This window comes from Elusimicrobiota bacterium, assembly GCA_016182905.1.
Taxonomy (GTDB): domain Bacteria; phylum Elusimicrobiota; class Elusimicrobia; order UBA1565; family UBA9628; genus GWA2-66-18.
In genome coordinates this window covers 26,964-40,262 of record JACPFR010000003.1, presented here as the reverse complement: position 1 = coordinate 40,262, position 13,299 = coordinate 26,964, and the positions used below count along the sequence as shown (strand labels likewise).

9 protein-coding genes are annotated in these 13,299 nt (G+C 66.6%); 2 read left to right on the top strand and 7 right to left on the bottom strand.

Annotated features, from left to right (window positions below):
• The 6 genes from HYV14_00395 to HYV14_00370 all read right to left on the bottom strand — a co-directional run.
• The coding region (locus HYV14_00395; protein ID MBI2384450.1) for a leucine--tRNA ligase at positions 1–1,247 on the bottom strand (1,247 nt) is incomplete at its 3' end.
• Positions 1,248–1,291: 44 nt separating this feature from the next.
• Complete coding sequence (locus HYV14_00390) at positions 1,292–2,698, bottom strand: M23 family metallopeptidase (protein MBI2384449.1); 1,407 nt, start codon at positions 2,696–2,698, stop codon at positions 1,292–1,294.
• Positions 2,695–4,353, bottom strand: a complete 1,659-nt coding sequence (locus tag HYV14_00385) for an O-antigen ligase family protein (protein MBI2384448.1) — start codon at positions 4,351–4,353, stop codon at positions 2,695–2,697. Before HYV14_00385 ends, HYV14_00390 begins: the two co-directional genes overlap by 4 nt.
• Positions 4,346–4,774, bottom strand: a complete 429-nt coding sequence (gene ybeY / locus HYV14_00380; protein MBI2384447.1) for an rRNA maturation RNase YbeY — start codon at positions 4,772–4,774, stop codon at positions 4,346–4,348. The genes HYV14_00385 and ybeY overlap by 8 nt, the downstream gene beginning before the upstream one ends.
• 17 nt (positions 4,775–4,791) lie before the next feature.
• Positions 4,792–5,748, bottom strand: coding sequence for a PhoH family protein (locus HYV14_00375; GenBank protein MBI2384446.1), 957 nt, complete (start codon positions 5,746–5,748; stop codon positions 4,792–4,794).
• Positions 5,748–8,048: a DUF3536 domain-containing protein gene (locus HYV14_00370; protein ID MBI2384445.1), complete on the bottom strand. Its 2,301-nt coding sequence runs from the start codon at positions 8,046–8,048 to the stop codon at positions 5,748–5,750. Before HYV14_00370 ends, HYV14_00375 begins: the two co-directional genes overlap by 1 nt.
• Positions 8,049–8,710: 662 nt before the next feature.
• Here HYV14_00370 and HYV14_00365 point away from each other — a divergent pair.
• Both HYV14_00365 and HYV14_00360 read left to right on the top strand, forming a co-directional pair.
• Complete coding sequence (locus HYV14_00365) at positions 8,711–9,304, top strand: RNA polymerase sigma factor (GenBank protein ID MBI2384444.1); 594 nt, start codon at positions 8,711–8,713, stop codon at positions 9,302–9,304.
• A gap of 174 nt (positions 9,305–9,478) precedes the next feature.
• Positions 9,479–10,717: a response regulator gene (locus tag HYV14_00360; GenBank protein ID MBI2384443.1), complete on the top strand. Its 1,239-nt coding sequence runs from the start codon at positions 9,479–9,481 to the stop codon at positions 10,715–10,717.
• 51 nt (positions 10,718–10,768) lie between these two features.
• Here HYV14_00360 and HYV14_00355 read toward each other — a convergent pair whose 3' ends face one another.
• A complete protein-coding gene (locus HYV14_00355) occupies positions 10,769–12,979 on the bottom strand; it encodes a glycosyltransferase family 39 protein (GenBank protein MBI2384442.1) in 2,211 nt (736 codons plus the stop codon).
• Positions 12,980–13,299 lie beyond the last annotated feature (320 nt).

Sequence of the window (13,299 nt, the reverse complement as noted above, 5' to 3'; positions counted from 1 at the left end):
CGCTTGGCCCCGAGGCCCTTCTCTTCAAGCCAAGCGATAATCACCTTCTTGGCTTCAGGCGTAGGAAGCCCGTCCAGGAGTCCCGAATTCGTTGCCGTTCCGTCGCCGGGAAAAGCCGTTCCCTCTTCGAGTTCCGTCCCGGCGGGAGGCAAAACCACGGTCTTTATATCGATGTTGTATTTGACGGCGAATTCGTGATCCCGCTCGTCGTGCGCCGACACCGCCATGATCGCCCCCGTGCCGTAGGACCCCAGCACGTAGTCCGCGATATAAACCGGTATCTTCGCCCCGTTGACGGGGTTGACGGCATAGCCGCCCGTGAACACGCCCGTCTTGTCCTTCTGCAATTCCGTTCTTTCGAGATCCGACTTGTTCCTCGCCGCCTCGACGTACTCTTTGACTTTGTGTCTTTGCGCCTCTGTGGTTATTTTGTCCGTCAAGGCGTGCTCGGGGGCCAGCACCATGTACGTCGCCCCGAACAAAGTGTCCGGCCGGGTGGTGAACACCTTGATCTCGTCCCCGCCCTCCGACTTGAAGGTCACCTCGGCGCCCTCGGAGCGCCCGATCCAGTGCCTCTGCATCGACAAGGTGGACTCGGGCCAGTCGAGCCCGGCGAGGTCGCTCTCGAGCCGGTCGGCGTACGCCGTGATCTTCAGCACCCACTGGCGCAGGCTCTTGCGCTCGACCTTGGTCCCGCAGCGCTCGCACGCCCCGTTGAAGACCTCCTCGTTGGCGAGGCCGGTCTTGCACGACGGGCAGAAGTTGATGGGCGCGGTGCTCTCGTAGGCGAGCCCCTTCTTGAACAGCTGCAGGAAGATCCACTGCGTCCATTTATAGTAGCCGGGGTCGGTCGTGTCGACCTCGCGTTCCCAGTCGTAGGAGAATCCGAGCGACTTGATCTGGCGGCGGAAGTTGTCGACGTTGTCGCGCGTGACCTTGGCCGGGTGCGTGCCCGTGGCGATGGCGAAGTTCTCCGCGGGCAGGCCGAAGGCGTCCCAACCCATCGGGTGCAGGACGTCGAAGTCCCGCATGCGCTTGTAGCGGCACAGGATGTCGGTGGCGGTGTAGCCCTCGGGGTGGCCGACGTGGAGGCCGGCGGCGGAGGGGTAGGGGAACATGTCGAGGCAGTAGAACTTGCGGCCGGGGCGCGGGGACTTCGGCGCGCGGAAAACCCCTTCGGCCTCCCATCTGTCCTGCCACTTCTTCTCGATCTCGGCGAAAGGGATGTGTTCGGTCTTCACGCGCAGATTATAGCTTTTCGCCCCGTCGAGACCGAGGTCTTGCGGCGGCCTTACCTGGATTCGGGCGAAGAAGAGCCCGCCGAAACGCTGACCGCCGCGGGCGGGATCGCGAGGCGCCCGCGCCAGAGGCCGGCGCGCGCGGTCGAGGTCGACGGATAGAGGAACTCGGTCCCGTACGACAGGGCGTAGCTCGTGGTCTCGAGCGCCAGCAGGGGGCCCGCCGAGGTCTGATTCTGCTCGAAGCACAGGATCCGGCCCTTCGGGATCTTGAGCTGCTCGGTGAGCGCGCCCGAGGCCGTGCCCGAGGCCAGCAGGGTCTCGTAAGCCCGGGGGGGCTCGCCGACGCCGAGCACGAGCGGCCGCATGGCGGCGTCGCGCACGAAATCCACGAAGGCGGGCTTCTTGCCGACGTTCTGGATCTCGACGAGGAGGGACACGCTCTCTCCGGGCGCGTAGGCGGCCTTCGCGGGGCGGGCGCGGGCGCGCAGCCCGGCGGACGCCTTGCTCCAGCGCGGCGCGGCGGGGAGGTCCGCGAGGCCGCACAGCGGCGAGCGCGTCAGGGGGTCCTCGGCGCGGGCCTTGAGCTTCGCGTCGAGATCGAGGAAGACGAGGGAGTAGGGATCGAGACGGGAGTTCTTCAGCTTCAGCGCCCAGTGCAGATGCGGTCCGGTGACGCGTCCGGTCGCGCCGACCTTGCCGATGACCTGGCCTTTCTTCACCAGGTCGCCGGGCTTGACCAGGAACTTCGAGAGGTGGGCGTACTGCGTGGTCAGTCCCATCCCGTGGTCGAGGATGATGGTCTTGCCCGCGAAGAACAGGGGATCGGCCAGCAGGACCTTGCCGGCGGCGGGGGCGCGCACGGGCTGGCCCTGCTTGGCCTTGAGGTCCATGCCCGAGTGCGGGGCCCGCGGCTGGCCGTTGAACACGCGCCGCTCGCCCAGGCGCCCGGTCGCGGCGCCGGGGATGGGCGAATCGAAGCGGCCGTCGAACAGGCGCTTCTCCTCGGTCTTGGAGAACAGTTTGTGGAGCCGGGCGGCCTCCGCCTCGGCGCGCTCGGAGTCGCTCTTGTCCGGGGTCACGAACTTCTGGTCGACCGTGAGCTCGACGACGGGGAAGCCCGCGTCGGCGACGTGCAGGGTCTCGCTCGAGCGGACCGTCCGGCCTCCGGGGGCGCGCAGCGCGGCCTCCAGGACCGCGGGGCCGGTCGAGAAGTCGAGGTCGAGGCCGGCGAAGGCGAGCCACGTCCCCGTCGACGGGCCCGGGAAGAAGTCGAGGGCGCGGCCGTTCAGGGACGCGGAGGGCGGGGTCTTGGCGTCGTTGCCGGCGACGGTCACGAGGACGATCTCCCCGGGCTTGAAGGCGCGGGCCTCGATCGAGAGCGTCGGGTCGGGCCGCGCGGCCGCGCGGGCCGGGGAGGGGGCCAGAAAAAGGAGGGCGGCGAGGGCGCCGGCGTTCATTCGACCATCTTCTTATACAACACCCGGGCCTTCGCGTTCGACGGATCGCGGCGCAGGACCTCGTCGAGATGGCGCGAGCACTGCTTCAGGCGGCCGGTCTCGCAGAGGAGCTTCGCGAGGTTGAGGCGCGCGTCGATCTGCTCCGGCGCGGCGGCCAGGGACCTCTCCCACCAGCCGATCGCGCCGTCGTGATCCTTGGCGAGGTAGGCGAGGTTTCCGAGGTTGTTCAGCGGGCCGGGGCGGGAAGGGGCGAGCTCGGCCGCGCGGCGGAAGGCGGCCGTCGCCCCGGGGAAGTCCGAGGCCTTCGCCTTGAGGAAGCCGAGCTCCTCGGCCGCGTCGGCGTCCGCGGACGAGCGCGCCAAGCGCTCCTCCATCTCGCGGATGAGCCCCGCGTCGGCGCCCGAGTGGAAGGGCGCCTCCATCGCGTTGCGGCGCACGGCGAGGGCGGGCTGGACGGCGAGGCCGAGGAAGACGAGCAGGACGCCGGCCGGCAGGACGGCGGGCGGCGCCGCCCCGGCGGGCCGGACGGGAGCGGCCGCGGCCAGCAGGACGAAGGCCGCGAAGGCCGAGGCGCCGAAGCGCAGGTCCGGCGAGACGAAGGCGGCCGCGAACAAGGCCAAGGCGCCGGCCGCGGCCGCTCCCCGGTCCAGGCTCCCGTCGGGGGCCGCGTCGCGGCGCAGCATGAGCCACGCGGCGGCGGGGACGGCGGCGAGCGCGGCCAGGCCGAGCGGGCCGGTCTCGGCCAAAGTCTGCAGATACTCGTTGTGGGCGAAGTTGACGATGACCCGTCCCTCCGGCCAGCGGGCCTTGAGCGCCGCGGAGGCGTAGGCGGGGAACTCGATGTGGAAGCGGCCCAGGCCGCAGCCGAGCAGCGGATGGGCGCGCCACAGCGACAGCGCGTCGCGCCAGATCAGGGCGTGCGTCCACTCGCGGCCCCGGAACGCCCACGCCGCGGCGGAGACGAGAGCGGCCGCGGCGGCGAGCGCCGCGGCGAGGCCGCGCCCCCGCAGGCGCGCCAGCGCCCACAGCGCCAGTCCCGCCAGCAGGCCGAAGACCGCCGCGCGCGAGTGCGTCAGCAGGAGGGCGGCGCCCTGGACGGCCGCCGCCGCGCCCCAGAGCGCGCGCTTCGTCCCGTCCGGCTTCAGCGCGCGGGCCAGGGCGATCGGAAGGGCGGAGGCCAGCGCCGTGCCGAGGAAGATCGGATTGCCGAAGCTCGCGAAGGGCCGCGGTGTCCCGGACGCCGCCTCGAGGACGGCCCAGACGGCGGCGGCGGACGCTCCCGCGCTCCAGGCCGTCAGGAACGCCTCGGGGCCGGCCGGCGCGAGCGAACGGCCGGCCGTCCAGAACGCGAGGCCGCAGAACAGGAGGCGGGCGGCTTCGGCCTGGGAGACGGCGAGGTCGGGGGACAAAGCCCAGAACAGGAGCCCCGCGCCCGCGAGCGCGGCCGCCGGGAGGTCGAGAGGCGAGCGCCGGCCCGGGCCGCCGCTTTTGGCGAGACGCCGGACCAGGAGGAAGCCGGCGAGCAGGACGACGGCCTCCACGGCGAGGAGCTTGGCGCGGATGATCTTCTGGTCGGGGACCAGCCAGAACGCCGCGGCGCCCAGCGCCCACGGCGCCGTGAGTCCGTTCCCGGGCCCGGCCTCGGCTTTAGACACGCAGGGAGGCGACGATCCGGTCCTGGACCTTGAACATGCGGGCCTTCGCCGCGGGACGGTGGTCGTCGTGGCCGGTGAGGTGCAGGGCGCCGTGGACGGCGAGCGTCGCCGCCTCGGCGGCGGGGGAGTGGCCCAGGGCCTTCGCCTGGCGGCGCGTCATCCACGACGAGATGAAGATGTCTCCTAACGGACGGTCGTCGCCGACGACTTCAGGAGGGACTTCATGCGAAAAGGCGATCACGTCGGTGTCGTAGTCGTGGGCGAGATAATGCCGGTTCATGCGCAGCATCGCGGCGCGTCCGAGGAAGACGACGTTGACCTCGCCGCGGCGCCCCGCCGTCTTCTTCGAGGAGGCGAACGCCTCGCGTACCGCCCTCTGGTACAGCGCGGCGCGCCTCGCCGACGCCGGCAAGGAGGCCATTCCCGCGATGATGATCTTCAACCCGCTTTTTCGTCCCATTTGTCGTAGGCCCTGATGATCCGTTTCACGATAGGATGGCGCGACACGTCGGCCTCGGCCATGCGGACCACGGCCATGCCGTCCACGCCCTTGAGGATCTCGAGGACGCGCACCAGGCCCGAGGTCGCGCGCGCGCCCAGGTCGTTCTGCGTCGTGTCCCCGGTGACGACGGCCTTCGAGCCCGTTCCCATGCGGGTGAGGAACATCTTCATCTGCTCGGGCGTGGTGTTCTGCGCCTCGTCGAGGATCATGAACGCGTCCTCGAAGGTCCGGCCGCGCATGTAGGCCAGCGGCACGATCTCGATGACGTCGTTGTCCCGCCAGGTGCGGAAGCGCTCGCCGCCGAGCAAGGAGATGAACGCGTCGTACAAGGGGCGCAGATAGGGGTTCACCTTCTCCATGAGGTCGCCGGGCAGGAAGCCGAGCTTCTCGCCGGCCTCGACGACGGGGCGGGAGAGGACGATCTTCGTCACCTGCCGCGACTCGAGGGCGCGCAGGGCGCAGGCGACCGCGAGGAAGGTCTTGCCCGTGCCGGCCGGGCCGATGCCGAAGGTCAGGTCGTGCTCGGCGATCGTGTCGCAGTATTTCTGCTGGTTCGGCGTGCGCGCGCGCAGGACCTTCCCGTTGTGGGCGCGGTACAGGCCGTCCTCGGGAAGCGACGGCGCGTCCAGGTTGATCGGCTCGAAGCCGCGCGGGTCGACCGGGGCGGCGCGGCGGCGAAGCGCCTCGATCTCGGCCCGCAGGCGCTTGGCGGCCTTCTCCACGCGCTGGGCGCTTCCTTTGACCGTCAGCGACAGGTCGCCGCTCTCGGCGTCCTGGCGCAGGAAGATCTCCACTCCGAAATCCCTTTCCAACTCGCGCAGGCGGGCGTCCTGCTCCCCGAGGAGGCGGACCGTCTCGTTCTGGTCGTTGAGTCGTATGAGCTTGGTGGTCATCAGCAGATCCCCCGTGAAGCGTCGGCCAGTCCGAGCCGCGCGCCGACGGCGCGGCAGGCGTCGAGCGCGGCCGACGGTCCTCGTCCCTCGAGCGCGGCGGCCCAGCGCTGCTGGGCGTCGCGCAGGCGCCAGGTCCCGGCGAGAAGGCCGGCGTCCCAGAGCGCGTCGAGCCAGCGCAGGGCGCGCGACGCCCGCGCGGAGTCGACGGGCTCGGCGACGACGGCCTCCATGTGGCGGTGGAGACGGTCCTCGAGCTCGTACGACCAGGGCAGCTCGGAGGCGTTGAAGGAATGCACGGCCGACTCGGACAGGAGCTGGAGCACGGCGTCGTCCTCCCGCCCGCCGCGGCGGAACGCGGCCATGCACTCGACCCAGCGCTTGAGGTAGGCGGCGCGGGAGGCGCCGAGCGCGCCCGCGCCGGCCAGGGACTTGACCACCTCGGCGCGCTCGTCGTTGAGCACCGCGTCGAGGCCGAAGGCCGAGGGGCCGAAGCGCTCGTCCATCGCCGCGCGGAACTCGTCGTCGGGCAGGCGCAGGAACTGGTCCCCGATCGTCAGCGGATCGAGCGCCTCGCGGCGAGGGGCGAGCCAGACGGCGAAGTCGAGACGGTCGGCGCGATGGACGATCGCGTGGAGCTCGGCGCTCTGCCGGGTGTCGACGGAGCGGACCGTCACGTCCCGGACCGACAGGGTCCGCTCGCGGCCGGCGAGGCCCGCCTTGTCCGCGCGGAACGCGGGGCCGGCCGTCCAGCGCAGCAGCGGCGGCTCCGGCGCAGGCAGGCCGAGATGGTCGAGCACGGCCGCGTGCGCCGCGGCGCGGGGCAGGCCGACGCGCGACGAGGCCACCATAGTCCTCCATACTTTAGCCCCGTTCTCGAAGCGGGGCAGGTTCGAGCGGCAGGCGGCAAGTCGCTCGACGAACGCCTCCTCGGCGTCCTCGCCGAGCAGCTTGGCGAGGTCGATGGCCCGCGCGGCGCGGGTCAGGCACAGCACGGCCTCCACGCCCGAGATGTCGTCGAAGAACCAGCCGCAGCTCGTGAACATGGCCAGGCGCTCCCGCTGCATCGTCAGCAGCTTGAGGGCGCGCCTCTCCTCGTCGGCGAGAAGCGGGCGCTTGGCGTGCGCTTTCAGGAACGCCGAGGCGCGCTCGTCGCCGGGCTCGAGCCACAGGACCGACGCCTCGTCGCGGACCCTCCACGGGTCGTCGAAGAAGCGCGAGGCGTCGTCCTCGTAGAACGCGTCGAGGCGGTGGGCCAATCTGTTGAGGGCGTCTCTCAGCCCGGTCCGCCACCGCTGGTCCCAGTCGGGCAGGTGCGCCGAGCGGCAGCCGCAGTCCTTGTCCCAGCGGCCGAGGCCGTGGTCGCAGCTCCAGGAGGTGTTCTCCCGGATGCGGACCTCGTGGGGCGGGGGGAACAGCGCGAGGAAGCGCGCGGGGTCGGTCGCCGGGATTCCGTCGGCCTCGAGAAGGTCGAGCGTCAGCGCCAGCACGCGCTCGGCGCCCGGATGGTGGTGGCCGTAGAACTCCCCGTCGCTGACGACGTGGGCGAGCTGGGCGGCGTCGCCCTCCCAGGGCCGGCCGCGCACGGCGCCGGCGAAGTGCTCGGCGCTGACCGTCGTCTCGCCGCTGACGATCCCGGCCGACAGGCGGTGATGATAGAAGAAGATCACGAGCTTCTTGGACGGGTCCGACGGCGACACCCAGAGATACGGGGTCTTCGGGTCGATGTGCTCGGCGTCGAGCTTGACCCAGGCGTCGGAGCCGAGGTCGCGCACCGCCTCGCCCTGCTTGGGATCGAGTATGGTGAACTCGACGCCGTGGCCGGCGAGGACCTCGAGCGTCTCGACGTCCACCGCCGTCTCGGGAAGCCACATGCCTTTCGCCGGGCGGCCGAAGCGATGACGGAACTCGGCCAGGCCCCAGCGCACCAAGGTCTCCTTGTCGCGGGGCGACTCGAAGGGCAATATATTATGGAAATAGGGCTGCGCGATCGCCGTCTGGGTGGCCGCGTCCGCGGCGAGTACGCGGCGCAGGATGGCCGGACGCTCGCTCTCGAGCCACGACATCAGGGTCGGGCCGAAGTCATAGGAGAGGCGCTTGAGCGTCTCGTCGTAGGCGATCGTCCGCCCGTCGGACCCGCCATGGACGCCCAAGGTGACCGGCCCGTAGCACTCCTCGGCGACGCGCGCGTTCCAGTCGTGAAAGGGGGCCGCCGAGGCCTCTCGGTCCACCGTCCCCGTCCACGGGTTCTCCCGCGGGGGCTGGTAGAAATGGCCGTGGACGCAGATATGCCGATGGCTCACGGTGCCATTGTAGTTTTTTCCGGGGGGGGACGTCCAAACCGACTACTGTGGTAGAATGACTCATAGAGCCGTACACCTCCGTGTTGTATGCGGATAGGCTTCTTCCGAAGCAACCCGCGCATTCTACAACGACGGGATCAGGTGTACGGCTCGTCCATCTTATCTAGGACCTGCGGTGGATACCGCCGCGACCGTGGACGGCGTGGACGAGCAGGTCGCCCACCCCGCCCACCGCCGCTTGGATTTCTCCGCCCCTGCCGGGGCGCGCGGAACGGTCCGCGGACGCTCCTCCCTGCCCTGCGGATGGCAGGGACCGAGAACTCCACCGTCTCCACCGCTCGGCGGCGGAGATTTTTTCTTGGCTTTTTTCACGCCTTCCCGTCCCGTCCTCCTCCTTTCCGGTCTTTTTCATGTCGCCCCTCGCTTCTCGGGACTCCAGGAGCGAAGGCCTCCTCACTGCGGCATAAACGGCCCTCCCCGCCGGCGATCCGAAAACCTGGCCCAACCCCCGCCTAGCCCCTAGTTTTCGGACGGCTCGCGTGCCGCGAGGCGGCCAGCCCGGCTGCACCGGGGGCCGTCTCCAGGGTGGGGCCCCGCCATTTATTCCTCGCCGTTCGGCCTTCCTCGGGTCCCTCGCCCTCCGGGTGCTGCGGAGGTGCGACATGAAAAAGACCTGCAAGATCGTCGGACGGAACGGGAACAAAGGCCGGGCCGCGAAGCCGGACGCCGTGGCGGAGGCTCTCAAGGGCTACCTGGATGGGAGCAACCTGAAGGCGCGGAACTTCGCGCTCGGGCTGTGCCGTGACGCGGACGAGGCGAACGAGTTGGTTCAAGAGGCCTGCTATCGGGCTCTGCGTGCGCGCAAGCAGCACGACTCGATGAAGTCGGTCCATAGTTGGCTTCTCAGCATCCTGCGCAACGCGTTCAGGGACTCGCGCAAACGCATGGAGCGCCGAGCAGGGCTGTCCCTCGACTGCCAAGGCAGAGAAGGGACCGGGCTCCGGGATACGCTCGCGGGCGCGGACGAGGACCTGCTCTTGCGACTGGAGCGCGCGGAGACGACGGTCCTGGTGCGCCGAGCGCTGGCCCGCCTGCGCGCGTGCGAGCGGCAGGTGCTGACGCTGTGCGACGCGAGGGGAATGACCTACGCCGAGGCCGCGCGGACGCTCGCGCTTCGCGAGGGCACGGTGCGCTCACGACTCCATCGGGCGCGCCTGAAAGTGAGAAAGATGGCGGGCTGGCTCATGCCGGCCTGAACGGGGACCGGAGGCCGTCCGCCGAAAGGCGGACGGCCGTTCGGGGCGGGTCGGTCCGCAGCCGCTCCACCTCGCTACGCGAGGTCCAACGACGGCAGAGTCCGAAACGGTTGAAAGCCTGGAGAACCATACGGGGAACGGCTAAACTCGATTCACTTCCGGTCCCTACAACTGATGAGCCTCGAACGCATCGACAGTCCGGCTACCGATTTATCCGCGGAGCAGGCAAAGCCCTGGATATTGGTTATCGACGACGACCACGGGTTTCGCCCTGCCTTATGCGAATACCTTCGCCGATTTCATTTCCAGACTTCCGAAGCGAAATCCGCAATAGAGGGCTTGGTGTGCGCCCAGACGCGGAAGCCTGACTTGATTGTTCTGGATCTCTGCCTCGACGGCAGAGGATCGAACGACACCCGCTCCGCGGAGTTTTTCCTGAAGGCATTGAAGTCCGACCGCAACCTCCGCTCAATCCCCGTCGTCGCCATTTCGGGCATGTTCCATAGGGACGAGGCCGCGGCTCGGTTTAAGAGTCTTGGAACGGATTCCTTCATCTATAAGGGGAATATCTTCGAGGGTGGCCACTTCTTGCGCATGATCCGCGGGCAGACGGTCCTGTGTCAAGCGCTCGCTCCCGCTACTCCGTCTGCCGGCCCGCATCGGGAGCCTGTGGAGGAGCTTGGCCTTCCTGCCGTTGGATTCCCGTTAGAGTTGACCATCCTGGTCATCGATGACGAGGAGGACACCGCGAGTCTCCTCAAGCAACTCCTCAAAGAGCAAAGAATTTTGTGGGCCGACACCGGCGCCAAAGGACTCAGCTTGGCGAAGTCCGAACTGCCCGACTTGGTGATCTTAGATCTCCACATGCCGAACCTTGACGGCAAACAGGTGTGCGAGCGCCTGCGCGCCAACGACACCAGCAACCTATACCTTCCGGTCTTAATGCACACGGGAGATCAGCGGTGTCAGCAAGAGATCGCATGCCTCGATATCGGCGCGGATGATTACATCGTCAAGGCAGGCTCGAATGCCCGGCTGTTGGCCAAGATTCGCGCGATGATCAGACGACGCCGGTTTCGAACGGATTCTCGAGGCGTTCAATCAATCGGCGGCGTCAGGTTGGACCTCAAGCTCCATACGATCAGCATCAAGCGCGCATCCAGACTTGCCGCGTTTACCAAGGCGGAGGCCGCCATCGTCCTTCTATTGATGAGCGGGGAGGGCGCCCTCATCGATACGAAAGCGATTCACAAGAAGATTTGCCGCGCCTGGCCCAACTCCGACTCGACGGCGATCAAGACTCATGTCAGCCACATCCGTCACAAGTTGGAAGAGTTCGCGCACCTCATCGAGTCCGTTAAGGGCGAAGACGGCTACCGCTTCAACGTCGAACTGGCCAAAACCCTCCTTTAGCCCCGCCCGACCCGCAGACTCCGCCTCGAAGCGGTCTATCTAGCTCCAGGGCTATGATGCCGGCCCGCCAGACACAACTCCAAGCTCATAAACTTGGACCCAGGCGCGGTCCTTCGGAAGATCCTGCACATGGTTAAAAATCAGCTTGGCTCGGACCTTCAGCAAGCTCTCATACCTTGCCCGGCTTCCGCTCGGCAGCCCCTCCAGCCATCGATGATAGTGCTCCGAACCCGCGTTGACCAACAAGTGCGTGATGCCTTTCCGTTTAAGATTTGCCAAGAGCTCATCGGCGTCGGCGGAGGAGTCGGCCAGGCCTTGCATCGGGTTGACATCGAACACCGAGGCGGTAAAGAATTTTCTTTCGCTGTAGTACCCGCGTTCTTCTCCAATGAAGAGAATGGTCGCGTCTTGCGGAAGGTTCTCATTGATGAATTTCGCTCCGGCGTAATACGGCGCGTTATAGGACGGGTGCTCGTGGAGAAGGTAATCGGATTTAGTCATGCGGCCATAGGCGACCTTCCACGTACCTGGGTTCGCCAGCATCAGGAATACACGGGCCATGTTGATGGTCATCGTGTAAATGAAAATTGCGACGATGGCGAGCCGAAGCATGCGAGGAAGCTCGGTCAGCCAAAGGGCGCTGGCGACGAGGATGCAGTATAGCGGGACAGCCGGCAAGACGAAGCGGGACAGCGACGAATGAAGCGCCCACGCCAGCCAAAGCCCGACCGTTATGATGAACAATCCCCTCTGCTGGATCGTCTTCCATCGGGCCAAGAAAAGCCATGGCAGCCCGATCTGCAACGTCGGACCCACGTAGCCGTCCATGGCGTGAGCGACAGGGTTCCAGATACCGCCGATAAAGCTCTTGAAGCCCGGCCACGTCGTGAACGCTGAAGCGAGATCTCTGGCGTGAGCGTCGCTTCTCAGTCCGGCGACATTGGCGGTGGCGCTGCCTTTAAAGACATCGTTGAGGAACGGATAGGTGGGATTGTGATAGAAGAACCAGTTCTTTACGAGCCAAGGGCTGGCCACGAGCGCGGTCGCGCCGAAGAACAAGGTCAACTGCCTCAAGAGCATTCGAGGGTCGAATCTTTCCGCCTGGAGTTGCTTATAAACGAGAGGAAGAGCCAGCACGGGAATATACAATCCTGCGTTGTATTTCGTGCCGAAGGCGAAGCCGGCCAGGAAGCCCGCCAATATCAACGGCTTCGCGTCCGACTCGAGTTCGCCTAGCCGCACCGTCTCAAGAATCAGGAGAACGGCGAGCAGCAGGTAGAACGTCATCGGCAGCTCAACCTTTGCGACCGAGCTTGCGAAGCAAACGAGCGGCGCGGAGTAGAAGAGCAGAGTCGCCAACAATGCGACTCTGCGGTTTGCGAACTTTAGGCACCACGAGTAAATCGTCGCTGCGATCAGGACTCCGAATCCGAAATGGAGCAGCTTCGCCAAGGTTTCCGTTCCAAGAGCCAGGGCGAGCCCGTAAAGCATCTCGGTGCCGAACGGAACGCCGGAATAGATCATGTTCGGCGTCGGCACGATCCGCTGATGCAGCAGGTACAGCTTCGGCATGGCCAAGTGATACACGAGGCTATCGTAGAAGTGCTCTGGAGCCATGGCGGCCATGAAGTTCATCAAGAGGTAGGCCGCCAACAGAGCGCAGCCAAGACCCTCCCAAAACGTGATCTTCTCCGCCCGACCCTGAGCCTCGCTCGTCTGCCCGTTCGCGAAGGACCCGGCATAGCGCATGATCCCGGCCGCCGCGATCGGGAGAACGACAAGCGCGATCATGACCCATTTGGTCCAGAAACCGGCAAGACCGAGAGCCAAGAGGATAAGCGAAAGGGACCCGAAGCCCATCCCGAGCGCATAAAAATTGCGACCCCAGGTCTCCCTCAAGTCGAGCCTCAATGCATGCAGGGCGATGCGCCCCAGGCTAAGGGCGGACGCGAAGATGGCGCCGGTCCAGATGATGTCGGGAAGATTCGTCGCTATAACGCCGAAGCGGATCTGGCTGAGCAGATCAACGAACGCGCCGATGGTGCGGATGTTATCCTGGAAGTGGGTCGTATAAAAGGAATAAAGGAACCCCTTCCACCATGTGAGCAGCCACCCATAGAGCCCAAGGAGCGCCAGCAGGGTCAAAGGTTTGGGCAACCGCTGAGACAGAGAATCCGGGTCCGAGATAACGCCTTCGGCCGGGCCCACGGCTCTGCGTTCCTTTTCAAACCGCTGCTGATCTCTTCGACGCTTATTGCTCACTTTTGAAGTATGCATGAAAATTCAGACTTGTGCAAACCACGTGCAGGCGAGACTCTCTCCATGTCAACGGAGAAGCCTAGTCTCGACCCCGGGTGACTATTGAAAACAGACCGGCGGTTGAGGATAGGTTAAGACCCGTCCTGAATACTTGTTTTACCGACGGAAGGACACCAGCCGGCGCGGGGGGTCTTGACGCCCTGATGTTCCCGCGCAATCCTTCGCCGAGTGATATTTTTCTGTAAAAATCGGATAAAACAATCTCCGCCAAGGGACGGCAGTAGGCTTGGGTTGCACCTCCTAGCCGGCCTGATGGTCTTCGG